The following is a 22,914-nucleotide window of genomic DNA, read 5'->3' as shown; positions in this document are numbered from 1 at the left end:
GTGGACGGCAGAGTCGCCGTGTTCCCGGATGTGCCACCGGACCACCCCACCCCGGCTCCGTTGCGGCGCGCGGCCACGCGATTCGCCGCTCCCCTGGCCCCGCCTCACGCCGCCGGCAGCACCGACCGATACCAGGTCTCCTGCCGGAGCAGCTCCAGCAACGCCATCTCCGCCGGTCCAGCCCCGGGCCGGACCGCCGCGACGACCGGCTGGGACACCAGCGGAAACACCGGCCGCACCAGATGTTCGCAGCCCTCCGACACCGCCGAAGCGGGAACGAGCGTCACGCCCAGCCCGGCCGCCGCCCACCGCACCGCCGTCGCTGCCTGCGAGACGCGTGCGACCGTCGTCGGGGAGAGCCCGTTCTCGCGGAGCAGGTCGGTCAGCATCGCGTCGAGTGCGCTGTCGTGGTCGAACCGGATCCACTGTTCCCGTTCCAGCTCGCGCAACTCGACCCGATCCGCCGCGAGCAGCCGGTGCCCGGCCCCGAGCACCACGACGAACTCCTCGTCGCCGAGGTGGTGCCCCTCGTAAAGCCCCTCCTCGCAGGGCGACGCGATCAACGCGAAGTCCAGTACCCCACGACGCGCCAACTGCTCCAGCTCGGCCGGGTTCGGCTCCTCGAAGACCGTCACTTCCAACCGGGGAAACTTCTTCCGCAACGCCCCCAGCGCGCCCGGCAGCTGCCGCGTGCCGAGCCCCATCTGCGCAGCGATCAGCAATTCGCCGACCAGCTCGTCCGCCCCCGCGCGTGCGGTCGCGCGAGCGCGCCGCGCCGCCCGCACGGCGACCTCGGCGTCCCGGAGGAACGCCCGACCGACCACGGTCGGCACCAGTCCGCTCGGCGTGCGGGAGAAAAGCTGCACGCCGAGTTCGCGCTCCAGCCCGCGGATCTGCTGCGAAACCGACGGCTGCGCGACGTGCAACGCCTCCGCCGCCGCGGTCACCGACCCAGCCTCAGCTACGGCCAGGACGTACTCGAACTGACGAAGACTCATCGGCTCTCCCGGAGGTTTGTAATTATGTAAGCAAAGCTACCGGAAGAGCGTGCACCGCTGCCGAGACTCCAGCCCGGCGTCCTGGCAAGATGGTCCTCGTGCTCGGGCCCCCGCCGGACCGGCAGCATTCGCGACGTCCAGCAGAGCGATCTCCCGCCGAACCCGCGACCCGCCCCGCGCCCGGCCCGTCACGCGAGGTCCGCCCGACCTGGTCGGCCAAGTCGGCTCGGCCGACGTGGCCAGCCTGGTCGAGGTGACAGACGTGGCCGACTCGGCCGACGCGACCGACCTCGAAGCGGTGAGCTACTTCGCGCACTCCCCAGTCGGCCAGCCCTGCTCCCGAACCCAGGCCAGCGTCTCGTCCCCGAACGGGTTCACGCCTGGACCGGCCGCGAGCGTGTGCGCGAGGTGGACGTGCAGGCACTTCACCCGCCCCGGCATGCCGCCTGCCGTGACCTGGGTGCCGAGCGACTCGATGGCGTCGCGCTCGGCGAGGTAAGTCTCGTGCGTGCGCTGGTACCTCGCCGCGAGTTCGGGGTCGGTGGTGAGGCGTTCGGTCATCTCCTTCATCACGCCGGACGCCTCGAGCGTGCCCACCATCGACGTCAGCCGCGGGCAGGTCAAGTAGTACAAGGTGGGGAACGGGGTGCCGTTCTCCAGTCGTGGACTGGTCTGGACCACTGAGGGATGCCCGCTCGGGCACCGTGCGGCCACTGCCCGCAACGCCCGCGGCGGCCGTCCCAGCTGCTGCCTGATGACCTCGCGGTCGGCATCGGTGACGGGCTCGAATCGGGGTGTCTCCGTACTGCTGTTCACGCGGTCCAGGCTAATGCCGCGGTCCGCCCGCCCCCTCGTGACCTCCGCTGAGACCGCGGAGTTGTCCACAACTCGCGCCCCCTGTGGACAACTCGCCGCTGCCCGCGCCTGGGTCCGTCCGCCGCGCTTAACGTCGATCGCGACCGCAAGACCCGAACCCGGCTCCACGAGCCGGTCGACTCCGCGCTGGTTCACACCACCACGAACAAACCCGCCGAGGAGCAACCATGCAGACCGGGAGCCTTCACCACGCCACGACGCATCAGCGACGCGAAGGCACATCTCGCCCTCGTTCGGCACCGCGCAAGAACCCCGGAAAACGTCCGGAAAGCGCGATCAGAGAGGTCCGTCTCGGCATCAACCGCCGGAAACCTGGGCCCACAAGCTCTGGTACCAAGGCGCCTGCGGAGCGGGCTGTCCAGCCGTGCCGGGCTGCGCGGCCGCAGGTGTTCCGGACTGGTCGTCCGGCAGCTGGACCATCCACGGCACTTCTCCGGGCTTCACGTAGCGGAGCCGGCGGCGGGCCTCGGCCTCGATCTGGGCCGGGTCGCTCAGCTGGGCTTTGCGGTCGCGCAGCTGAGCGACCTCGCGCTGCAGCTGGGACTGCTGCGCTTCCTGGTCCCGGACCTCGGACCGCTGGGAGAGATAGGTGCGCAACGGGACGGCGACCGTGAACGCCAGCGCACACACGACGATCGCCACCACGGCGGCCCGCCGGGTGGTCGACATGCCGAGCACCTTGGCCGCGCCGGAGGCACGCTTCGCCGCCAGGCCCCGGCGCAGCCGGGCTCTGGTGGTCTCCGACGAAGCCGTGCCGGTGCGGCGGCGGGCCGACGCGGGACGGCGGGCCCTGCTGGACCCGCTCCCGTCAGCCCGGCCGCCGCGACGGCTCCGTGCTCTCCCCCGGTCGGCCATGCGCCTGTCAGACCTCCGCGCTGAACCGCGGGAAGGCGAGGTCGCCGGCGTAGCGCGCGGCGTCCGCGAGGGTTTCCTCGATGCGCAGGAGCTGGTTGTACTTCGCGATCCGCTCGCCGCGCGCCGGAGCGCCGGTCTTGATCTGGCCGACGCCGGTGGCGACCGCCAGGTCCGCGATGAAGGTGTCCTCGGTCTCGCCGGACCGGTGGCTCATCATCGACTTGTAACCGTAGGAGGTGGCCAGCGAAACCGCGTCCAGCGTCTCGGACAGGGTGCCGATCTGGTTGACCTTCACCAGCAGCGCGTTCGCCGCGCGGCGGGTGATGCCTTCCTCGAGCCGGTCCGGGTTGGTGACGAACAGGTCGTCACCAACGAGCTGGACCTTGTCGCCGACCTCGGCGGTCAGCTGGACCCAGCCGTCCCAGTCGTCCTCGCTCAGCGGGTCCTCGATGGAGACCAGCGGGTAGTCGCGCAGCAGTTCGCCGTAGTAAGCGGACATCTGCTCCGCGCTGCGCTTCGAACCTTCGAAGGTGTACGCGCCGTCGGAGAAGAATTCGGTGGCGGCGACGTCCAACGCCAGCGCCACGTCGCGGCCCGGCGTGTAGCCGGCCTTCTCGATGGCGGCCAGGATCAGGTCGAGCGCCTCGCGGTTGTTGCCGAGGCTCGGCGCGAAGCCGCCCTCGTCGCCGAGACCGGTGGAAAGGCCGCGGCCCTTCAGCACCGACTTCAGCGAGTGGTACACCTCGGTGCCCCACCGCAGCGCTTCGCGGAACGACTCCGCGCCGATCGGCGCGATCATGAATTCCTGGATGTCCACGTCGGTGTCGGCGTGCGCGCCGCCGTTGAGGATGTTCAGCATCGGGACCGGCAGCACGTGCGCGTTCGGCCCGCCGAGGTAGCGGAACAGCTCCAGCTCAGCCGATTCCGCGGCGGCCTTCGCGACGGCGAGCGAGACGCCGAGGATGGCGTTCGCGCCGAGCCGGGACTTCGCGGGGGTGCCGTCGAGGTCGACCAGCTTCTGGTCGACGATCCGCTGGTCCACCGCGTCGGTGCCGACCAGGTCCGGGCCGATCTCGTCCAGCACCGCAGCGACCGCGCGCTCGACGCCCTTGCCGTTGTAACGGCCGGTGTCGCCGTCGCGCAGCTCGACTGCCTCGTGCTCGCCGGTGGACGCACCGGACGGCACGGCCGCACGGGCCAGCGTGCCGTCGTCGAGCGCCACCTCCACCTCGACGGTCGGGTTCCCGCGCGAATCGAGAATCTCGCGCGCGCCTACCTGCTCGATGAGAGCCACGCTCTGCTCCTTGGTGGGTCGTGCCTGCGGTGACGCCGCCCAGAGTAGCCGCCCGGCTCGTTCACCCGTTGGAGGCCAGGCCGCGCCGCCGGGTGTTCTCCGGCTCAGTCCTGCCCGTCGGCGGCCGGCTCGCCGTGCCGCACTTCCCGCCACCCGGACGGCAGCTCGACCTGATCGGTCACCTGCTGCCAGAAGGTCCAGCTGTTCCCGCCGGGGTCGGCCACCGTGAAGATCCGCGCGCCGTAGGGCTGGTCCTGCGGCGGCTCGGGCGCGTCGTCCTCGGGGATCGCGGCGCAGACCCGCTCGTACTGCGCGTCGACGTCCGTCACGTACACCACGTTGAGCTGCCCGACCGGCCCCTCGACTCCCTTGGCCTCCCAATACTCCGGGCCGACGCCGGCCAGCTGGAGCCTCGCGTCGCCTGCGCGGACCGTCGCCTGGAAGACCTCATTGGAGGCGTCCTCGAAACGGACTTCTTCGGTGAAGCCGAACACCCTGGTCAGCCACGCGAGCGCGGCGGTCGCATCGCTGTAGTAGAGGTACGGCGCCAGTCCCACGTAACCGGGTTCCTGATCGCTGCTCATGGCAGAACAGTCCACCACGACGCTTCTGCCGCTCGTGCAACGCCCTCCGCGCCGGTATCGTGGAGCGACCATGACGGATGCCGCAGAAGCCCCAGAATCCGACGGCGAATCGCGCTTCCGCAGGTTCCGCAACGCAGAAAAGCTGGTAGCGCGACGGCGTCCGCTGGACGCGCTCAAGGAGCTCGAACCGCTGCTCGCCGACGAGCCGGACAAGCCGAGCGTGCAACTGCTGGCGGGACGCGCGTACTTCCACTCCGCACAGTTGCGGCGGGCCGAGCGGGCGTTCACCCGAGTGCTGGAGCTCGACCCCACCGATCATTACGCACGGTTCGTGCTGGGCCGCACTCTCCAGCGCCTCGGCCGTTTGGCCGAGGCCCTCGCCCAGCTGCGAATGGCCTCGGCGATGAACCCGGTCCCGGAATACCTCGAAGCGATCAGCGAGGTCCGCGCCCGGATCGCGTTGAGCGACCGCTGAATCCGCGCCTCCCGAACGGGCACCGCCGGGCGACCGGACGGGCAACCGGCGGATCCAAGGCGGCCCCGGCGCGTCTTCTGAGAAGTACAGGGCAGCGAGGAAGCTTGGCCATCCGGCGGCCCCGCTCGGCCGGTCGGCCGATCCGGGCAGACCGGCCGAAGCGCGATCCTTGGTGTCATCACAGAGAGCGATTCGAGGAGGCCGACATGACCGCACTGACCGTGATCGGAGCCATCGCCGGGCTGGTCGTCCTGGTGCTGATGGCCCTGGCGCCGACCCTGGTGGAACTCAACGAGCGCTACCCCGCCCAGGCGCGCAAGCAGCCAGTGCGCGCGGCCGCGGAGGCACTGCCGAAGCCGTCGGTCCGCGTCGGGACCGCGCTGCCGACCCACTGACTTTCCGGCCACCAGACGAGCCCGAACACCACCGCTCGGCCACTAAGCCGGGCCACTGAGCCCAGCCAGAACAACACCGCTCGGCCACTCCGATCGGCCACCAAGCCGGGCCCGAACAACGCCGCCCGGCCGCTCCAATCCGGTCACCAAGCCAGCCCAGGCGGAGCCGGGCCCGGCCCTGACCGGCGCTCCGGCGCTATCCGCTGCTGACTCCTGCCGGATCCACGGCAACCAGCCTCCCGCCGCAGCACCGCACTCAAATCCTGCTCAGCCAGCGCATTTCACGGTGCGACGCTCGCCGCCGCATAGGAATCCGCTGCGGTGAAAATGTCCTGGACGTAATTCACGGCCGGGTTGTACGACGTCATCGCCGCCCACCAACCGGCCGGCGTGCCCAGGTCGTCGCCGTTCGCGCACAGGTACCGCGCCGCGGTGAACGCCGCGTCGTCCAGGTTCGACTGATCGGCTGGTTTCCCGTCGCCGTTCGCCCGCTGCGCGTGCTTGTGCCAGGCCGACGGCAGCATCTGCAGCGGCCCGATCCGATGGTCGGCCGTGCGGTCGCCGTCGTACTTGCCCTTGTCGGTGTCCGGGACCTCCGCCCGGCCCGGCTTCACCGGCAACGTCCCGTCCGCGCCAGGGGTCGCCGTTCCGAACGCCTGGTTGCCGATCGCGGCGAGCGTCGCCCACGACAGATGGCACGACGGTTTCTGCCGCTGCATCCACATCTCCGCCCGGCCGTATGCGGCGAGAACCCGCGCGTCCAAGTGGGTTTTGCCGGCGACCCGGGTCGCCCACGCGTCCAGCTCCGCCTGGTCCGACACGAGCGGACGGTCCGGCGGTGCGGCCAGTCCCACCCGCGGCGCTTCCGCACCGGGCTGCGGGCGCTGCTCCGGTTTGACCGGCACCGGTGCCGCGGCGGCCGTCACGGCGGGCTCGGCAGGCGGGTTCGGGTTGCGGATGCCGATCGTCACCACCAGCACGACGCCGGTGAGCACCAAGCCCAGCGACATCGCGATCCGGCCCACGAAACGGCGCGGCGGGTCCTCGCGGTACGGGTCGCTGGTCGGCTGAGTGGTATCGGCCACCCGGACAGGTTACTGATGAACCCGGCCGGGGGACGCCAGGTTGGGCGAACGGTAAGCGGAAGGTTAACTGGACCACTAAGCAACCCAGCTCACACAATTCGTTATCCAAGCCGCCGGCAGCGCGCTGACCTGCGGTTACCCTAACCTAACTCAGCCTCGATACCCGTTTTGCCCGCTTTAGGTCGCACGTCCGAAGGCTTCCCCTCTGGACTTACAGGCAAGCCTTACCTAAAAACATCGGAGTCAGGTTAGTCGAAGGAGGGCTGAAACAGTGGTGTTTTCGAGCGCGCTCATCGGGCTGCGCGAGGGCCTCGAAGCCGCTCTCGTGGTGAGCATCTTGGTCGCCTTCCTCATCAAGACCGACCGGCGGAGCGCGCTCAAGTTCGTGTGGCCGGGTGTCGGCGCGGCCGTGCTGCTGTCGATCGGGGTCGGCGCGATCCTCACCTACAGCACCGCTCAGCTGAGTTTCGAGCATCAGGAACTGCTCGGTGGGACGCTTTCCATCGTCGCGGTCGGGTTCGTCACCGCGATGATCTTCTGGATGCGCAAGGCTTCCCGGCACATCGCCGCCGAACTGCGCGGCAAGATGGAGGACGCGCTCAAGGTCGGTCCGGCCGCGGTGCTGCTGCTGTCGTTCCTCGCCGTCGGGCGGGAAGGGCTCGAAACGGCCGTCTTCTTCTACTCGGCCGTGCAGACCGCGCAGTCGGACACCCTGCAGCCGTTGATCGGGTTCGTCATCGGGATCGCCGCCGCGGTCGCGCTCGCCTATCTGCTCTACCGCGGCGCGGTGCGGTTCAACCTCGCGAAGTTCTTCACGATCACCGGGGTGCTCCTGGTGTTCGTCGCCGCCGGTGTGCTCGGCTACGGCCTGCACGACTTGCAGGAAGCCGGATTCCTGCCGGGCATCGCGACACTCGCCTTCGACGCGTCGAGCACGCTGCCGGAAACCTCCTGGTACGGCGCGCTGCTCAAGGGAATCTTCAACTACTCGCAGCAGACCACCGTGCTGCAGGCGATCGCGTGGGTCGGCTACGTGGCGATCGTGCTGCCGCTGTTTCTCAAGCCTGCCCGCAAGAACAAGACCGAGGCGGCCCCGGCCGTGCCGGCCGCCGTCAAGGAGTGACCGTGCCCCAGTTCCGCAAAACCCCGCTGGCTGTGCTCGCCGGGGTCGGCGCCCTCGTCGCGCTGACCGCGTGCGACGGCACGAACTCCGCATCCGGCACCGACGGCGCGACCTCGGGCGGGCCGATCAAGGTCGAAGCCTCCGACACCGCCTGCACCGTCTCGGCGACGACCGCGGCCGCGGGCAACCTGACCTTCGAGATCGTCAACAAGGGCAGCAAGGTCACCGAGTTCTACCTCTACGCCGAGGGCGACCGGATCATGGGCGAGGTCGAGAACATCGCGCCCGGCCTGAACCGGCGGCTCATCGTCGAAGTGCCCACGGCGGGCAAGTACCAGACCGCGTGCAAGCCGGGCATGGCCGGCAACGGGATCCGAGGCGACTTCACGGTGACCGGCGGCGCTGCGGCGCAGAACGACGTCAGCGCGCAGAAGGCGGCGGCGGCCAAGAGCTATGCCACCTACGTCGCGAACAACAGCTCCGCACTGGAGGCGGAAACAGCGAAGTTCGTCGCCGCGGTCAAGGCAGGCAAGGTCGACGAGGCCAAGGCCGAGTACGCCCGCACCCGCGTGTTCTACGAGCGGATCGAGCCGGTCGCGGAGAAGTTCGGCGACCTCGACCCGCTGATCGACGCGCGCGAGGCCGACCTTGTGCCGGGTCAGCAGTTCACCGGGTTCCATCGGCTGGAGAAGGATCTGTGGAGCACCGGCCTGAAGCCGGACAGCCCGCAGATCGCGGACAAGCTGCTCGCCGACGTGAAGGCGCTGGTCGCCAAGGCCAAGACGATGCAGCTGAGCGTGCTCGACCTCGCCAACGGCGCGAAGGGCCTGCTCGACGAGGTCGCCACCGGCAAGATCACAGGGGAGGAGGAGACCTTCTCGCACACCGATCTGTGGGACTTCCAGTCCAACCTGGACGGCTCGAAGGGCGCGATCGCCGCCCTGCGGCCGATTCTGCAGGAGCGCGACGCAACCCTGGTGTCCACTTTGGACAAGGAGTTCGCGACGGTGCAGGCGCTGCTGGACAAGACCCGCGTCGGCGACGGCTTCAAGTACTACAACCAGCTGTCGCAGGACGAGATCAAGGCGTTCGCTTCGGCGGTCGACGCGCTCAGCGAGCCGCTGAGCAAGGTCGCGGAAGTCGTCGCCAAGTGACCTCTCAGGCGGGCACCGAAGAGGGTGCCAAGGTCTCTCGCCGGAAGCTGTTCGGACTGGCCGGTGCGGGCGTCGCGCTGGCCGGTGCGGGCGCGGCGGCCGGAATTGGCATCGACCGGCTCGGCGGCGACGCTCCCGCCGCGGCCGCGGAGTCCCAGGTCGACTTTCACGGCGAGCACCAGGCAGGCATCGTCACCCCGGCGCAGCCGAATCTGCACTTCGCTGCGCTTGATGTGACCACCAAGGACGTCGAGAAGCTGCGGAAGCTCCTGCGCACCTGGACCGACGCGGCCCGTCGGATGACCGCGGGCCAGGACGTCGGACCGAACGGCGCGCTCGGCGGCTCGGCGCAGGCCCCGCCGGACGACACCGGCGAGGCGCTCGACCTGCCCGCCTCCGATCTGACATTGACCATCGGCTTCGGCCCGTCGCTGTTCGACGACCGGTTCGGACTGGCCGCGAAACGCCCGCCGCAACTGGTGGACCTGCCGTTGTTCCCCAAAGACAAGCTCGACCCGGCCCGCAGCGGCGGCGACCTGTGCATCCAAGCCTGCGCGAACGATCCGCAGGTAGCCGTGCACGCGGTGCGCAACCTGGTCCGGCTCGGCTTCGGCGTCACCGAGGTGCGCTGGTCGCAGCTCGGGTTCGGGCGCAGCTCATCCACCTCGCGGACGCAGCAGACGCCGCGCAACCTGTTCGGGTTCAAGGACGGCACGAACAACATCAAGGCCGAGGACACCGACGTGCTCCGCGACCAGGTATGGGCGCAGGCCGGCGACGGCCAGGCGTGGATGGCCGGCGGCACGTACCTGGTCGCCCGCCGGATCCGGATGCACGTCGAAACCTGGGATCGAGAGACACTCGCCGGCCAGGAGAAGATTGTCGGGCGCACCAAGGGAACCGGCGCGCCGCTCGGACAGACCGGCGAGTTCGACCAGGTCGACCTGCAGGTGGGCGGTGCCGGGGGCGAGCCGCTGATCCCGGCCGACGCGCACGTCCGGCTGGCCTCGCACCAGACGCGCAACGGGGTGCAGATCCTGCGCCGCGGGTACAACTTCGTCGACGGTTCGGACGGCGTCGGCCACCTCGAGGCCGGGCTGTTCTTCCTGGCCTTCAACCGGGACACGCGCAAGCAGTACATCCCGATGCAGCAGGTCCTGTCCGCGAAGGACGCGATGATGGAGTACCTGCAGCACACCGGATCCGCACACTTCGCGATCCCGCCGGGCCTCACGCCGACCTCGAACTGGGGCGACGGCCTCTTCTCCTGACCGGCGCAAACGTCGCTCGCGGCACCGGCCGGTGCGACCGGTTGCCAAGATCCGGCCGGTTCGCGCGGAAGTGCTCCCGCGCGCAGGGTTGACTTCAAGTTCACTTGAACTTGCACCGTAGGGGCATGTTCACCGAAGCAGAGCTGAATTACCTGGAAGCCCAGATGCTGGGCCGTGTGGCCACGCAGCACCCGAACGGAACGCTGCAGGTCAGCCCGGCCGCATTCGCCTGGAACGCGGAGAAGCAGGCGATCGACGTGAGCGGGGCCGGACTGGCACGCAGCCGGAAGTACCGGAACGTGGCAGCCAACGGAAGGGCGTCGATCGTGATCGACGACGTACCGTCGGTGGACCCGATCCGGGTGCGCTGCCTGGAGATCCGTGGCCGGGCGGAGGCGGTGCCAGACGCTTTCGAGCCGGACGGCCACCTGGACGGGGCGGTGATCCGGATCTTTCCGCAGCGGATCATCAGTTTCGGGGTCGACGATCCCGACCATGACCCGTTGGAGTTGAAGGCGAACAACCGGGATGTGTGAGGGTCGTTCCGCCTTTTCCTGGGGGAAGGGCGGACCTCCTCGCACGTTCGGCGTGCCGGCTGGTCAGGTTGAGCGGCTCGCCCGCAGCACGCGAGCTGGTTGAGCGGCTCGCCCCGCTACGTGCGAGAGCGGTGCGCTGGCTCCGGCAGCCCAGGCCAGTCGCCCGGGCTGTGCCGGACCCGGCTTCACGTCATCGGCGGGCTCCCCTCGCGGCATACGTCGCCGTTCCGGCGGCGAAGAGGATTCCGGCGGTCCACCAAGCGGTCGGGGTGCCCGCGGGGGTCGTCAGCCAGGCGATGACGGCCCCGAGTGCTGGTGGCTCGGTAGCCGGGGCAAACAGGGACACCATGGGCCAGGCCAGAGGCAGCGTCCAGCCGAGCTGACCGCCGAAGAGGGTGGCGGCCAGACCGGTCAGGCCCAGCAGCCCGGCGGTGTTGCGGAGGGTCCAGGCGGGTGTCGCCTGAGCCGCGACGTCGATGACGCCTTGTGCGGCAAGCAGTATCCCGGCGGCGGCGACGCCGATCAGGAGCAGATGCGCCAGCCGCCGTGGTGGCCAGGGCACTCCCGCGGTGCGGTCCAGGTCGATGTCTTGGCCGCTGAGACCTACCGCGGCGACGGCGATGGCGGCAGCGAGGGCGAGCGTCGCATAGTGAGTGGACCAGTTGTCGCGCAGCAAGGCGGGCAGGACGGCGGCGCAGAGGACTGCGGCGGGCAGCGAAACGGCGACGTGCCGGGAACGCGCATACAGGATCAGCCAGCGCATCAGCTGGTCCCCTCGGTGAGGACCTTCAGAGGGTCGCCGGTGCAGGCGAGTTCCAAGCGGCGGGCTTCGCCGACTCGGGCGGTTTGCTCGGCTTCCGGCGCGGCGGCCAGACTGGCCCATGCCTGCTCTGCCTGGACGCCCAGCTCAGGCTGTCGTGACGCGACGAACGGCGCGTACGAGCCCAGCAGCCAGCGCCCCATCACCCAGCGGGCAGCGTCTTCCCGGTTGCTTGGCGCGCCGCTGAGCGAGATGCCGGTACAGCGTGGTGTTCCAGCTCCGCGAAGCAGTTCCGCGGTGAGGTCCGAGCCAGTCACGCCTTGGATGAGTTCGTCGTCTTGCTGGATCAGCAGCCGGGCCGGATCCCGCGGGCTGACGCTGGAGTAGCGGTAGGTGGCGGTCGATTCTTCGACGCGGCTGGGGTGCTGCGGGAGTTTCTGCAGTATTTGCAGTGCCTCTTTGCCTGGACCGGCCACAGTGGACAGCCAGTTCTCGTGCAGCCGGGTGACACAGACTGGGCCGTCGCAGACCAGAGCGCTGGCCGTTTCGTCCGCGGTGAAGTTGTCTGCCGCGGACGCGGGAATGATCGGCAGAGCGATGGCCAGACCGGCTGCCGCGGGGACCACCGCGAGGGCCTTCGCCCGCGCGGAGGCGGCAAGCAGCAGAAAGCCAGCTGCGGCGAGGCCGAGGAACCAGACCAGCTGTCCCAGTTGCACGGCGGGAGCCGGTATCGCGAACGGACTGCGCACCTCGAGCTGGGCGACTCCCAGCAACGACAACTGGTTCGGGTCGGTCGGCCGTTCGCCGGTTGCTTGCAGGAAAACGCCGCCGACCAAGGCCAGCGCCGACAACGCGGGCGCGGTGACCGGGTACGGGAGCAAACGGCCGAGTCCGAGGCCTAAGGTCACCCCGGCGAACACCGAGAGGACGCCGAGCAGCAGCGGGGTGAGCCAGGCGGTGGTGAACAGTCCACCGGCGGCCACTGCCTGCCCCGCGCCGACGGCGACGATCGCGACGTAGCCGAGCGCCGCCGCGAGTCCGACCGCGGCCGACAGCGCCAGGGCTCGGTGGCTCGCTGGGCGCGGCGTGGAGTCGAAGAGTTCGCCGACGCCAGCACGCACGTCCCGCATGCCTTGGATCGCGGCGGCACCGACCACGATCGGCCACAGCAGCACCAGCAGGTAGCGCGACCACTGCACGCTGTTCAGCCAGGTCGCCGTCCAGGCCACCGAACCGTGGTTCCACGGTGCCTGCGACGACGAGAACAGACCCAAGCCCGCCGCCAGCATGACAACCGGTACCCAGAGGGCGATGGTGCGCCGGAGCTCCGTCCGGAACACGTTCTTCACCACGCCCCCATTCCCTGCTCGTGACCGAGCAGTGCCGAGTAGCCGCGCTCGATGGGACTGTCGCCGATGTCCGACTCGCTGCCGGCGGCGACCAGCTCGCCCGGTGTGCCTTGGAAGATCCGCTTCCCGGCGCAGAACACGACGACATCCGTGCAGGCCGCGGCGACGTCCTCGACCAGGTGGGTGGACACGACGACGCACGCGTCCCGGCCGATTTCCTGCAGCAGTTCGCGAAAGCGCAGCCGTTGCGCCGGGTCGAGCCCGACGGTCGGCTCGTCCAGCAGCAGGATCTCCGGGTCGTTGACGATCGCCTGCGCGATCCCGGCCCGCCGGATCATGCCGCCCGACAACGTCTTCAGTTTGTCGTCGGCACGATCGGCGAGGCCGACCCGCTCGATCGCGCGCTGGACCGCGCCCGGCACCTCCCGCTTCGGCATCTCCTTGAGCCACGCCAGGTACTCGACGAACTCGCGGACCGTGAACCGCTTGTAGTAGCCGAACGTCTGCGGCAGGTAGCCGATCCGGCGGCGCAGGCCGCGCTGGTCCAGGCGTCCTCCGACCGGCTCGCCGAGCAGCGCCAGCGTGCCCTCCGCCGGCCGCAGTACCGTCGCCAGCGCGCGGATCAGCGTGGTCTTGCCCGCTCCGTTCGGCCCCAGCAACCCGTGCACCCCGGTGCCGAGCGCGAGGTCGAGCCCGTCGACCGCCATCCGTTTGCGGCCGACCCGCACTTTCAGTCCCTGTGCCTGGATTTCCCAGGCGTAGGTCGCCGGAGCGACCTCGGCGGCTTCCACAGCCCGCATCGGTGTCCCCTCTCGTTTCCGTCAGTGATGCGCGGCGAGCCGCGTGAAGGTGTTCCGGCGGAGCACGACGAACACCGCCGAGACGACGATCGCGGCGAGCCAGCCCGGCCAGGTCGCCGGCACCAGCAGTACCGAGCTCCCGAACGACACGGTGGGCACCACCAGCGCCCCGAGCCACAGCCCGACCAGAATCGACGCCGCCCAGGCGATGCCGACGAACGTGCCGAGCGCGAGCGTGCCGGTGGTGAAGGCGAGGCTCGGCAACAGTCCGAACCCGATTCGCGCGCCGGTCAGCCAGCCGGCCAGCAACAACACCGCCAGCACCGGCACCAGCACCGCGGTGGTCCGCCGCAGCACCAGCTCCAGCCCGGCCCGCGGCGTGGCCGCGGTGAGCTCGTACGCCGGGTCCAGCCCGCGGGCCCAGGACGCGGCCACCCCGAACACCGGCAGCACCGGCGAGAACAACTGCACGAACGACAGCCGGCTCTCGTAGTACGTGTGGTCGAGGAAGACCGACAGCACTCCGACCGCGATCACCATCAGCAGCCACGGCACCATCACCGGGGTCGCCCAGCCGCGCAGCCAGGCCGCCGACCGATTCGGCATCGGCTGTGGAGGTGCGGCGAGGTGCGGTTCCAGCCCCGACCACACGTCGGCGACGAGACCGGCCACCCCGGTACCGGCCGCGCCGGAGAGCCGGGCCCGGCACTGCCCGCACTTCTCCAGATGCCCTTCCACCGCCCATTCCTCGTCGCCCGGCAGCGCCCCGCCCGCGACGTAACCGGCGAGCAGCTGCTCGGATACGTGGTGCATGGGGTTACCTCCCTCGGCCGTTCCTCGTTCGTTCCGGTTCACGACAGCGCCTCCCGCATCGCGATCCGGGCCCGCCGCGCCCGGGTTTTCACCGTGCCCTCCGGCAGGCCCAGCAGGATCGCCGTCTCCCGCACTGACAGTCCGTCGAGGACCATCGCCTGCAGCACCTGGCGCAGCTCGGGCGCGAGCGTGCGCAACGCGTCACCCACCGAATCCCCGAAGGTGGCGGCCAGTGCCTCCTCCTCGGCAGCAGGCGCGGACACCGGCGCGTGCATTGCCGCCGGCGGCTGCGCGTGGTGCGCCCGCCTGCGGAACGCGTCGACCAGCCGTCGCGCCGCGATCGTCCACACCCAGCCCACGGCAGAGCCGCCCGCGGCGCCGCCGGCGAACGAACCCGCGGCCCGCCATACCGCGAGGTACGTCTCCTGCATCACCTCGGCGACGACCTGGTCGTCCGAGCAACGGCGGCGCAGGCGAACCGCGAGCCACGGCGACGTGCGGCGGTACAGCTCTTCGAACGCCGCGCGGTCGCCGCGCGCGGCTCGCCGGAGGAGGCGCTCCTCGTCCGGCTCTCTGGCTGGCTTGTGCTTCACACCCGGCAAGACGCCATCTCCGCGCTCCCGGTTCTCCTTTTGAAGTGATCTGGATCACATTTCCGGCAGACGGCGTGCTCAGCTCGCCGACCAGCGCAATCGTGCCCGGAAAACGACAAAGACCGCCGCCCGCGGGCGACGGTCTCCGTCCTTCGAGTGACTTCGGGGAGAGCGGATCAGCTCAGGCAGACGGCCAGAACTTCCGCCAGCCGTCCGCCTCCAGCGTCGCGGGTTCGACCCCGGCCGCCCGGGCCGCTTGCTCGGCGGCACGGATGTCCTGGGCGAATCGCTTGGCCACCGCCCGCAGCTCGCCCTCCGGGTCCATCCCGGCGCGCCGCGCGGCCGCCGCGGTACGGAAAAGCTGTGCCGGAGCGGAAGAATCCTGCGGGAACAGGTCGAGCGGGATCCCGGCGCGCCCGCTGCGCTGGCCGAGCTTTCCGGCGAGCGCGACCGCGGGCTGCCCGAGCGCCACCCCATCCACAATGGACTTGCGCTGTTTCTCCGCCTGCTTCAGCTCTTCCCATTTGAGCTCCTGGTGCTCGGCGGTGGCGGCCCTGGCCGCGTCCGCGAACACGTACGGATGCCGGCCGACCAGCTTGTCCACCAGAGCGACCGCGACGTCGTCGACGGTGAACGGATCGCGCGGGTCCTCGGCGGCCACCCGGGCGTGAAAGAGCACCTGCAGCAGGACGTCGCCGAGCTCTTCGCGCAGCGCCTCGCGATCGTTGTCTTCAATGGCTTCCAGCAGCTCGTACGTTTCCTCGACGAGGTACTGCCGCAGCGATTCGTGCGTTTGCCGGGCGTCCCACGGACAGCCGCCCGGCGACCGCAGCCGGTCCATCACCTCAACCGCCGCGACCAGCGGCGGCACCGGTGCCTCGAGCACCCGCGCACCTGCGGCGAGCAGAGCAGCAGCCGTCGGCTCCGCACGAGAACCGGCGAGCAGCACAATGCCTTGCACCGACGGAGCCTGCGCCACCGGCGGCACGCCGAACTCCGCGCCGTCGACATCGGTTGCGGCATACACCGGTGCGCTGCGCAGCAGCGGAAGCGCCGCCGCGGGCAGAGTCGCTCCGCGGAGAAGGACGACAGCCGAGCCGGTCACTGCCGTGCCGGGGCACCGCTGTGCACCGGCACAACCACACCCTGAACCTCGTTCGCGGTCGGCGCGAGATCCATGCCGACCGGGTCCCACACGCCGTAACGCGGGTTGATCTTGAAACTGACGTCGCCCATGTACGACTGGAGCATCCGCACCCCGATCGCGCCCAACTGCGCGGCGGTGGGCTGCTGGACCTGGTCGGTCGCGACCCGCGAAGCCGTCGACCGCTGCTTCACGACCGCGGTGACCCACCAGGTCGGCGCGCTCGCCGGGTTCGGCTGGAACGCGATCACGTTGCCAGCCGGAACGCCGAACAGAACGGTCGCGGCGTCCTGCGGCGAGGAGAGGGCCGGTGCCTGCTGGCCGACGTTGCCCTGCGCACCGCTCTGCACGTCGCGCTGGAGCGCGCCCGGGTCCTTCGCGTACTGTTCGGCCTTCGCGATGGCCTGGCTGCGCGCGACCTTCGGGTCGATCGACGGTGCCTGGCTTTCCGAAGTCGGCGCGCCAATGCTGGTGTAGTCGAAGTTCACGGTGAGCGTCGGCAGGTACTTCAGCGCGATCCGCTGCTGCAAGTACTGGTCGGTGATGGCCTCACGGTGATCGCGCAGCCGCCAGACGAGCTGGGTGACGGCCGCCGACTGGTCCTGGGTGACCGACTCGGGCACCGGCGTCGCCAGCGGATCTTGCTGCAGCGCCTCGCCGACCGTCGCCTCGTCTACGGCGATGCCTTCCTTCTGCGCGGCCTTCGTGACCACATCGTGCAGCAGCACCTGCCGGACGATCTCGCGCCCGACGAGGTCTAGCTGGTGCCGCGACGCGAGCTGTCGCGCATACGGCTGTTCCTGGACCGCGCGGTCGAGCAGCGCCTGGACCTGGTCGATGGAGGTGACCTGGCCGTCGATGATCGCCGCCGCCCCCACTTGACTGGGACCGGCGCCGCATCCGGCGAGAAGGAAAGCTCCGGCCAGAACGGCGCCCAGCGCACGACGGCGCCCCATGATCCGCATCACAGGCCATACCCTCTCATACCGGGGCCCCTGAAACGCAACACCGTCATCGCGCTTTTCGCTCCGTTGTCGACGGAGGAACCGGGACCGGCCCGCCCGCCGTGCTCAGCGGCGGTGGCCGGGCAGGATTCCCTGCTCGGTGGCCTTCTCGACCTGCCCAGCGGCGCTATTGTCGACATATGGACTCTTGGTTGTCGATCGAAGTCCTCGACGGGGCCTTCGCGGCGAGCGCGTGGCAACGCGCTCACGGCGACCGCTTGACCGAGGCCGCGCTGACCAACGGTGCCGGGCAATGGACCTGGCACGTGCACCGCTGGGGCGTGACGCTGGAGATCGAGTTCCAGTCGGAGGAAAGGCGCGATCGCTTCCGGCACCTTCCCGCGGTGACCGCCGCGCTGGACGCGGTCCCGGATCCGGAGCACGGACTGCTCGTGTACCCCGGGCGCGGCGGGGGATCGGGTTCCCGGGTGCCGCGGAATCCCCGGCCGTTGCCGAGGTCCGATGCCGGCGCCTTGCCGACGCCGGCCGAGGAGGCCGCGCTGCGGCTGGCGACTGCGCAACCGCCGGGGCTCGAGGTGCGGACGGGGTGAGGCAGCGGAGGCCGTGCCGAGCACGGGGAGGCAGTCAGCCCGCGCGATCTTGATTGACGGCCGGGGCCAGCTGGCGCTGCTCAAGCGGACCAAGCCGGGGCAGCGTCCGTACTGGACCGCGCCCGGTGGCGGCGTCGAGGACTCGGACGTCTCGGTGGAAGCGGCGCTGCACCGTGAGCTGGCGGAGGAACTGGGCGCCACCGTAGCGGGAGCCTCGCACGTGCTCGATTCGGACGACGGGCAGCATTTCTTCGTGGCGCGGCTGGTCCGGCTGGACGAGTCGGCTCGCAGCGGGCCGGAACACGGCGACCCGTCGCGCGGTGCTTACGACCTGGACTGGATTGACCTGCACAGCAACGATCTGGCGGCCATCGACGTGAAGCCAGCCGCCCTGAAGTCGTTCCTGTTGGCCAACCGGGAAACGCTGCGTACTGAAGCGGGCGGCCACCGGGACTGAACCGGAAGCCGCCCGCCGTGGCTACGCCTGCGCCGCAGCCGGGGATTTCGTCAGCTGTCCCAGCAGTTTCGTGCACCAGTCGAGCAATTCCTGGTCCCGCAACACCGGTGCGCCCATCCGGCCGCCCGCCGGGCCTTCGGTCGGCTTCGGCACCGACACGGTGTTGGTGACCGCTTTGTACAGCGCCTTGGGATACAGCCGCTTCAGCCGCACCAGCTGCGAATCCATCAGCGGCAGCGGCGCGAATCGGATCGTGTTGCCTTGCACCGCGACCTCGGTGACACCGGCCGCGCGGCAGGTGTGCCGGAACGCAGCGACCGCGAGCAGCCGGGTGACTGGTGCCGGCGGCTGGCCGTAGCGGTCGACCAGTTCCTCCCGCACCGCGTCAAGCGCCGCGGTGTCCGGCGCGGACGCGATCTTCCGGTATGCCTCCAGCCGCAGCCGTTCGCCGGGTACGTAGTCGTGCGGGATGTGCGCGTCTACCGGCAAGTCGACGCGGACTTCCGCCAGCTCTTCTTCCTCCGACGTCTCCGCGCCCGCGTGCCGCCGGAATGCCTCGACCGCTTCGCCGACCAGCCGCACATACAGGTCGAATCCGACGCCCGCGATGTGCCCGGACTGTTCCGCGCCGAGGATGTTGCCCGCACCGCGGATCTCCAGGTCCTTCATCGCGACCGCCATGCCCGCGCCGAGTTCGGTGTTCTGCGCGATGGTGGCGAGCCGGTCGTGCGCGGTCTCGGTGAGCGGCGCTTCCGGCGGGTACAGGAAGTACGCGTACCCGCGCTCGCGACCGCGCCCGACGCGGCCGCGCAGCTGGTGCAGCTGCGCGAGGCCGAGCATGTCGCCGCGCTCCACGATCAGCGTGTTGGCGTTGGAGATGTCCAAGCCGGTCTCGACGATCGTGGTGCAGACGAGGACGTCGTACTCGTTCTCCCAGAAGCCCTGGATGATCTTTTCGAGCTTGTCCTCGTTCATCTGCCCGTGCGCGGTGACGACGCGCGCCTCCGGCACCATCTCGCGGATCCGCCGCGCCGCCTTCTCGATCGACGACACCCGGTTGTGCACGTAGAACACCTGGCCATCGCGCAGCAGCTCCCGGCGGACCGCCGCGCCGACCTGCTTGTCGTCGTAGGCGCCGACGTAGGTCAGGATCGGGTGCCGGTCTTCCGGCGGAGTCAGGATCGTGGACATCTCGCGGATGCCGGCCAGCGACATCTCGAGTGTACGCGGGATCGGCGTCGCCGACATGGTGAGCACGTCGACGTGCGTGCGCAGCGCCTTGATGTGTTCCTTGTGCTCCACGCCGAACCGCTGTTCCTCGTCGACGATCACGAGGCCGAGGTCCTTGTAGCGGATGCCGGTCTGCAGCAGCCGGTGCGTGCCGATGACGATGTCGACCTCGCCGTCGGCGAGCTGTTCGAGGATCCGGTCCGATTCGGCCTTGTGCGTGAACCGCGAGAGGCCTTTGATGGTGACCGGGAACGAGCGCATCCGCTCGGTGAAGGTGTTCAGGTGCTGCTGGGCGAGCAGCGTGGTGGGCACGAGCACGGCGACCTGCTTGCCGTCCTGCACCGCCTTGAACGCCGCTCGGACCGCGATCTCGGTCTTGCCGTAGCCGACGTCGCCGCAGATCACCCGGTCCATCGGGACGCCGCGCTCCATGTCGGACTTGACCTCGTCGATGGCCGCGAGCTGGTCGTTGGTCTCGGTGAACGGGAAGGCGTCTTCCAGCTCGGACTGCCATGGCGTGTCCGGGCCGAAGGCATGGCCGGGCGCGGCTTGCCGGGCGGCGTAGAGCTGCACCAGTTCGGCGGCGATCTCCTTGACCGCCTTTTTGGCGCGCGCCTTGGTGTTCTTCCAGTCCGAGCCGCCGAGTTTGTTGAGCGTGGGCAGCTCGCCGCCGACGTAGCGGGACACCTCGTCCAGCTGGTCGGTGGGCACGAACAGCCGGTCGCCGGGCTGGCCGCGCTTGGACGAGGCGTACTCCAGCAGCAGGTACTCCCTCGTCACCGACGCCCCGCCGGAGTCTTTCAGGGTGCGCTGCACCATCTCCACGAACCGGCCGATGCCGTGCTGGTCGTGCACCACGTAGTCGCCCGCCTTGAGCGCCAGCGGGTCGACCGCGCCGCGGCGGCGCGACGGCATCTTCGTATTCAAGTCCTTTGTGGACGATCCGGCGGTGGCGCCACGGCCGGTCAGGTCCGCCTCGGACAGCACGACCAGGGCGCGTTCCGGCGAGACGAACCCGTCGGCGAGCCCGCCGCAGGTGACCGTGACGACCCCGGCCGGCGGTGCCTCGGACAGCACGTCCGAGTGTTTCGCCGGGACGTCCGCGGCCAGCAGCTGCTCGACCGCGCGGCTGGCGGTGCCCTGCCCGGCGACGACGAGCACCCCGGTGCCGCCGGACGCGACGTGCGCGCGCAGGTCGGTCATGGCGCGTTCCAGCTCGCCCCGGTATGCCGGCGCGGGCTCGATGCCGACCTGGTAGACGTCCGGGTCTTCGCTGGTCAGCTGGGTGAGCGTCCACCACGCGCGCTTGGTGTCCTGCGCGTGCGACGCGATCTCGGCCAGATCGCGGTACGCCGACGCGCCGAGGTCGATCGGGGCCTGCCCGCCGGCCGCCGCGGTGGTCCAGGAGGCTTCGAGGAACTCCTGGCCGGTGCGGACCAGGTCGGCGGCACGGGCGCGGATCTTCTCCGGGTCGGCCAGCAGGACGTGGCTGCCGGCCGGCATCGCGTCGGTGAGCAGCTCCAGCTCGCCCTCGCAGAGCACCGGGATGAGCGCCTCCATGCCCTCGACCGGGATGCCGCCGGAGAGCTTGGTGAGCATTTCGGCGAGGTGCGCGTCCGCCTCGTAGGCGGTGGCCAGCTCGGCGGCCTTCGCCTTGACGTCCGGCGTGAGCAGCAGCTCGCGGCACGGCGGCGCGGTGACCCGCTGGATCTCGCCGGGCAGCGACCGCTGGTCGGACACCGCGAACGCCCGGATCTCGCTGACCTCGTCGCCCCAGAACTCGACCCGGACCGGATGCTGCGCGGTGGGCCCGAACAGGTCGAGGATCCCGCCGCGAACGGCGAACTCGCCGCGCTTCTCGACCATGTCCACGCGGGTGTAGGCCAGCTCGACGAGCCGTTCGAGCAGGCCGTCGAAGCTCTGCTCCTCTCCCACCACGAGGTCGATCGGCGCGAGCGAGCCGAGCCCGGGCGCCATCGGCTGGATGAGGCTGCGCACGGTGGCGACCACGACGCGCAGCTCGTCGTCGCCGGCATGCAGCCGGTGCAGCACTTCGAGCCGCCGCCCGACGGTGTCCGCGCGCGGCGAAAGCCGCTCGTGCGGCAGCGTCTCCCACGAGGGGAAGTCGGCCACCCGCGAGTGGCCGAGCAGCGCGCCGAGCGACGCGGTCAGCTCGTCGGCCTCGCGCCCGGTCGCGGTCACGGCCAGCACAGGACGGCCCGCGCCGCCGCGCTCAGCGTCTTCGGCGAGCGCGGCGGCGACGAGCTGGCGCACCGCGACCGCACCCTGCAGCTCGAGCACGGGGGCGCCAGCGCGCTCGACAACACCACGCAGCGCCGGGTCGGGAAGGATGGCTTGGAGGAGTCCGGACAGTACAGCGTCGGTCACCGTCCCAGCCTACGTCCCACCCCCGACATTACTTTCGATCACCGCTGCCGAGGACGCACCCGATCGCGGTCAGCAGGCCGATCGTCGGGGCCACGGTGGCACCGGCGACCGCACGACCAGGGTCGCGACCGCCAGCAGGAATGCCGTCATCGCGATGCCGCTGACCGGCGCAGCGCTGGTCGCGACGTCAGGCTACGGCTCCCGCGATCACCTCAGCCAGCAACGGCAACTGCCGCTCCACCCCGCCGGGCTCCAGCGATCCCACCCGCAACATCACGTGCTCCGCCCCAGCTTCGGCGTACCGGCGCACCGCGGCGACGACCTCCGGCACCGAACCCGTCACCGTCGCCTGGATTCCGCTCATCTCGGTCAGCGGCCGCCCGTAGTTCCCCTGCGCGTAGTCCTCCAGCACCCGCTCGCCGCGCCGAGGGTCGGAGTCGACGTAGACGGTCAGGAACAACGCAGGCGTCACCGCGCGATTCGTGGCGGCACGGATGGTCGCGAGGCCGGAAGCGTAGTCAGCCGGATCCGGTGGGTACGGAAGCCAGCCGTCATACCGGTCCGCGGTGCGGCGCAGTGCGGCTGGCGTGGCACCGCCCAGCCAGATCGGCGGGCCGCCGGGGCGGGCTGGGCGGACGCCCTCGGGGAGCCAGTCGTAGTGCAGCACCTTGCCGTGGAACGCCTTCGGCGTGGCCGCCCACAGTTCGCGCCACAGCGCGACCACGTCGTCCAGGTGCGAGAACCGGGTGCGGAACGCGACACCGGACAGGGCGAATTCCTGCTCGCTGAACCCGGGGAAGCCCGCGCCGACCCCGACCACCAGCCGTCCTTCCGAGAGCAGGTCGAGCGACGCGAGGGTCATCGCGGTCTGCACCGGGTTGCGGTGCGCGGGCATCAGCACCGCGGTGCCGACCGTGATGCGTTCGGTGGCTTGGGCGATCGCGGTGAGCAAGGTGAGCGGTTCGACGCGGGCTCGGGCAAGCGAGTCGCCGGCCCAGATCGACGCGAACCCGAGCCGTTCGGCCTCGCGGGCAAGTTCGACGAGGGCACGCGGGGTGCCGCCGGCTTCGAGTTGGGCCTGTCCGGCCGGGAGGAGAAGTCCGAATTTCACGGCTCCGACCATCCGCGAGCGCCGGTCTTCCGGCAATTCCCTGGAGGGAATGGCCCGCTGCCTCGGGC

Annotated in this window: 23 protein-coding genes; 8 read left to right on the top strand and 15 right to left on the bottom strand. The window is 70.4% G+C overall.

All coding sequences use genetic code 11. The features are described 5' to 3' along the window. Positions 1-104: 104 nt before the first annotated feature. The 5 genes from AMYBE_RS0138705 to AMYBE_RS0138685 all read right to left on the bottom strand — a co-directional run bounded on the left by AMYBE_RS0138705 (position 105) and on the right by AMYBE_RS0138685 (position 4,607). On the bottom strand, positions 105-998 hold the full coding sequence (locus AMYBE_RS0138705; protein ID WP_020664777.1) for a LysR family transcriptional regulator: 894 nt from the start codon (positions 996-998) through the stop codon (positions 105-107). Between the two features lie 303 nt (positions 999-1,301). After that, entirely contained in the window at positions 1,302-1,823 is a 522-nt protein-coding gene (locus AMYBE_RS0138700; RefSeq protein ID WP_425386972.1) for a DUF501 domain-containing protein, read from the bottom strand. Positions 1,824-2,171: 348 nt separating this feature from the next. Then, positions 2,172-2,543: an FtsB family cell division protein gene (locus tag AMYBE_RS0138695; RefSeq protein ID WP_020664775.1), complete on the bottom strand. Its 372-nt coding sequence runs from the start codon at positions 2,541-2,543 to the stop codon at positions 2,172-2,174. A 193-nt stretch (positions 2,544-2,736) separates the two neighbouring features. Continuing rightward, positions 2,737-4,023, bottom strand: a complete 1,287-nt coding sequence (gene eno / locus AMYBE_RS0138690) for a phosphopyruvate hydratase (protein WP_020664774.1) — start codon at positions 4,021-4,023, stop codon at positions 2,737-2,739. 104 nt (positions 4,024-4,127) lie between these two features. Next, positions 4,128-4,607 (bottom strand): VOC family protein, encoded by a 480-nt coding sequence (locus AMYBE_RS0138685; RefSeq protein ID WP_020664773.1) that lies wholly within the window; start codon positions 4,605-4,607, stop codon positions 4,128-4,130. A 70-nt stretch (positions 4,608-4,677) separates the two neighbouring features. Here AMYBE_RS0138685 and AMYBE_RS0138680 point away from each other — a divergent pair, with 70 nt between their 5' ends. Both AMYBE_RS0138680 and AMYBE_RS0138675 read left to right on the top strand, forming a co-directional pair. Beyond that, a complete protein-coding gene (locus AMYBE_RS0138680) occupies positions 4,678-5,082 on the top strand; it encodes a tetratricopeptide repeat protein (protein ID WP_020664772.1) in 405 nt (134 codons plus the stop codon). 206 nt (positions 5,083-5,288) lie between these two features. Further along, entirely contained in the window at positions 5,289-5,477 is a 189-nt protein-coding gene (locus AMYBE_RS0138675) for a hypothetical protein (RefSeq protein ID WP_020664771.1), read from the top strand. 281 nt (positions 5,478-5,758) lie between these two features. Here AMYBE_RS0138675 and AMYBE_RS0138670 read toward each other — a convergent pair whose 3' ends face one another. Further along, positions 5,759-6,562 carry a lysozyme family protein gene (locus AMYBE_RS0138670; protein ID WP_020664770.1) on the bottom strand — a complete coding sequence of 268 codons (804 nt, stop codon included), beginning with the start codon at positions 6,560-6,562 and terminating at the stop codon, positions 5,759-5,761. Positions 6,563-6,833: 271 nt separating this feature from the next. Between AMYBE_RS0138670 and efeU the strand changes: the two genes are divergently transcribed. From efeU to AMYBE_RS0138650, 4 genes are all read left to right on the top strand, one after another. Further along, complete coding sequence (efeU, locus tag AMYBE_RS0138665; RefSeq protein WP_020664769.1) at positions 6,834-7,685, top strand: iron uptake transporter permease EfeU; 852 nt, start codon at positions 6,834-6,836, stop codon at positions 7,683-7,685. Positions 7,686-7,687: 2 nt separating this feature from the next. Continuing rightward, entirely contained in the window at positions 7,688-8,839 is a 1,152-nt protein-coding gene (gene efeO, locus AMYBE_RS0138660; protein WP_020664768.1) for an iron uptake system protein EfeO, read from the top strand. Next, positions 8,836-10,110: an iron uptake transporter deferrochelatase/peroxidase subunit gene (efeB, locus tag AMYBE_RS0138655; protein WP_020664767.1), complete on the top strand. Its 1,275-nt coding sequence runs from the start codon at positions 8,836-8,838 to the stop codon at positions 10,108-10,110. Before efeO ends, efeB begins: the two co-directional genes overlap by 4 nt. 125 nt (positions 10,111-10,235) lie before the next feature. Beyond that, positions 10,236-10,646, top strand: a complete 411-nt coding sequence (locus AMYBE_RS0138650; protein WP_020664766.1) for a PPOX class F420-dependent oxidoreductase — start codon at positions 10,236-10,238, stop codon at positions 10,644-10,646. Positions 10,647-10,836: 190 nt separating this feature from the next. On the opposite strand, the gene AMYBE_RS0138645 is transcribed toward AMYBE_RS0138650, so the two are convergent. The 7 genes from AMYBE_RS0138645 to AMYBE_RS0138615 form a co-directional block, all read right to left on the bottom strand. Continuing rightward, positions 10,837-11,409: a hypothetical protein gene (locus AMYBE_RS0138645; protein WP_020664765.1), complete on the bottom strand. Its 573-nt coding sequence runs from the start codon at positions 11,407-11,409 to the stop codon at positions 10,837-10,839. After that, a complete protein-coding gene (locus AMYBE_RS0138640) occupies positions 11,409-12,758 on the bottom strand; it encodes a hypothetical protein (RefSeq protein WP_020664764.1) in 1,350 nt (449 codons plus the stop codon). The genes AMYBE_RS0138645 and AMYBE_RS0138640 overlap by 1 nt, the downstream gene beginning before the upstream one ends. Next, positions 12,752-13,555 (bottom strand): ABC transporter ATP-binding protein, encoded by an 804-nt coding sequence (locus AMYBE_RS0138635; RefSeq protein ID WP_020664763.1) that lies wholly within the window; start codon positions 13,553-13,555, stop codon positions 12,752-12,754. Before AMYBE_RS0138635 ends, AMYBE_RS0138640 begins: the two co-directional genes overlap by 7 nt. A gap of 21 nt (positions 13,556-13,576) precedes the next feature. Next, on the bottom strand, positions 13,577-14,368 hold the full coding sequence (locus AMYBE_RS0138630; RefSeq protein ID WP_020664762.1) for a zf-HC2 domain-containing protein: 792 nt from the start codon (positions 14,366-14,368) through the stop codon (positions 13,577-13,579). Positions 14,369-14,406: 38 nt separating this feature from the next. Next, the gene (locus tag AMYBE_RS0138625; protein WP_020664761.1) at positions 14,407-14,961 is read right to left on the bottom strand and encodes an RNA polymerase sigma factor; all 555 of its coding nucleotides are present in this window, start codon (positions 14,959-14,961) and stop codon (positions 14,407-14,409) included. A 181-nt stretch (positions 14,962-15,142) separates the two neighbouring features. Further along, positions 15,143-16,066 (bottom strand): nucleoside triphosphate pyrophosphohydrolase, encoded by a 924-nt coding sequence (locus AMYBE_RS0138620; protein ID WP_020664760.1) that lies wholly within the window; start codon positions 16,064-16,066, stop codon positions 15,143-15,145. Then, positions 16,063-17,061 (bottom strand): hypothetical protein, encoded by a 999-nt coding sequence (locus tag AMYBE_RS0138615; protein WP_245573333.1) that lies wholly within the window; start codon positions 17,059-17,061, stop codon positions 16,063-16,065. Before AMYBE_RS0138615 ends, AMYBE_RS0138620 begins: the two co-directional genes overlap by 4 nt. Before the next feature lie 188 nt (positions 17,062-17,249). Here AMYBE_RS0138615 and AMYBE_RS0138610 point away from each other — a divergent pair, with 188 nt between their 5' ends. Together AMYBE_RS0138610 and AMYBE_RS0138605 are read left to right on the top strand one after the other, a co-directional pair. Further along, the gene (locus AMYBE_RS0138610; RefSeq protein ID WP_027928468.1) at positions 17,250-17,660 is read left to right on the top strand and encodes a hypothetical protein; all 411 of its coding nucleotides are present in this window, start codon (positions 17,250-17,252) and stop codon (positions 17,658-17,660) included. 13 nt (positions 17,661-17,673) lie between these two features. Further along, entirely contained in the window at positions 17,674-18,117 is a 444-nt protein-coding gene (locus AMYBE_RS0138605) for an NUDIX domain-containing protein (RefSeq protein ID WP_034287630.1), read from the top strand. A gap of 21 nt (positions 18,118-18,138) precedes the next feature. On the opposite strand, the gene mfd is transcribed toward AMYBE_RS0138605, so the two are convergent. Both mfd and AMYBE_RS0138595 read right to left on the bottom strand, forming a co-directional pair. Next, entirely contained in the window at positions 18,139-21,720 is a 3,582-nt protein-coding gene (gene mfd, locus AMYBE_RS0138600) for a transcription-repair coupling factor (RefSeq protein WP_027928467.1), read from the bottom strand. Between the two features lie 202 nt (positions 21,721-21,922). Beyond that, positions 21,923-22,846 carry an LLM class flavin-dependent oxidoreductase gene (locus tag AMYBE_RS0138595; protein ID WP_027928466.1) on the bottom strand — a complete coding sequence of 308 codons (924 nt, stop codon included), beginning with the start codon at positions 22,844-22,846 and terminating at the stop codon, positions 21,923-21,925. Between the last annotated feature and the right edge of the window lie 68 nt (positions 22,847-22,914).

This window comes from Amycolatopsis benzoatilytica AK 16/65 (assembly GCF_000383915.1).
In the GTDB taxonomy this organism is placed as follows: Bacteria; Actinomycetota; Actinomycetes; order Mycobacteriales; family Pseudonocardiaceae; genus Amycolatopsis; species Amycolatopsis benzoatilytica.
The sequence above is the reverse complement of the archived record's forward strand: the minus strand, read 5'-3'. Positions and strand labels throughout refer to the sequence as shown.

Coding starts and splice junctions, on each gene's coding strand:
- AMYBE_RS0138650 (WP_020664766.1), top strand. CDS start 10,236: ATGTTCACCGAAGCAGAGCTGAATTACCTGGAAGCCCAGATGCTGGGC.
- AMYBE_RS0138615 (WP_245573333.1), bottom strand. CDS start 17,061: ATGGGGCGCCGTCGTGCGCTGGGCGCCGTTCTGGCCGGAGCTTTCCTT.
- AMYBE_RS0138675 (WP_020664771.1), top strand. CDS start 5,289: ATGACCGCACTGACCGTGATCGGAGCCATCGCCGGGCTGGTCGTCCTG.
- AMYBE_RS0138635 (WP_020664763.1), bottom strand. CDS start 13,555: ATGCGGGCTGTGGAAGCCGCCGAGGTCGCTCCGGCGACCTACGCCTGG.
- AMYBE_RS0138705 (WP_020664777.1), bottom strand. CDS start 998: ATGAGTCTTCGTCAGTTCGAGTACGTCCTGGCCGTAGCTGAGGCTGGG.
- AMYBE_RS0138645 (WP_020664765.1), bottom strand. CDS start 11,409: ATGCGCTGGCTGATCCTGTATGCGCGTTCCCGGCACGTCGCCGTTTCG.
- AMYBE_RS0138680 (WP_020664772.1), top strand. CDS start 4,678: ATGACGGATGCCGCAGAAGCCCCAGAATCCGACGGCGAATCGCGCTTC.
- AMYBE_RS0138610 (WP_027928468.1), top strand. CDS start 17,250: ATGGACTCTTGGTTGTCGATCGAAGTCCTCGACGGGGCCTTCGCGGCG.
- AMYBE_RS0138695 (WP_020664775.1), bottom strand. CDS start 2,543: ATGTCGACCACCCGGCGGGCCGCCGTGGTGGCGATCGTCGTGTGTGCG.
- AMYBE_RS0138685 (WP_020664773.1), bottom strand. CDS start 4,607: ATGAGCAGCGATCAGGAACCCGGTTACGTGGGACTGGCGCCGTACCTC.
- AMYBE_RS0138630 (WP_020664762.1), bottom strand. CDS start 14,368: ATGCACCACGTATCCGAGCAGCTGCTCGCCGGTTACGTCGCGGGCGGG.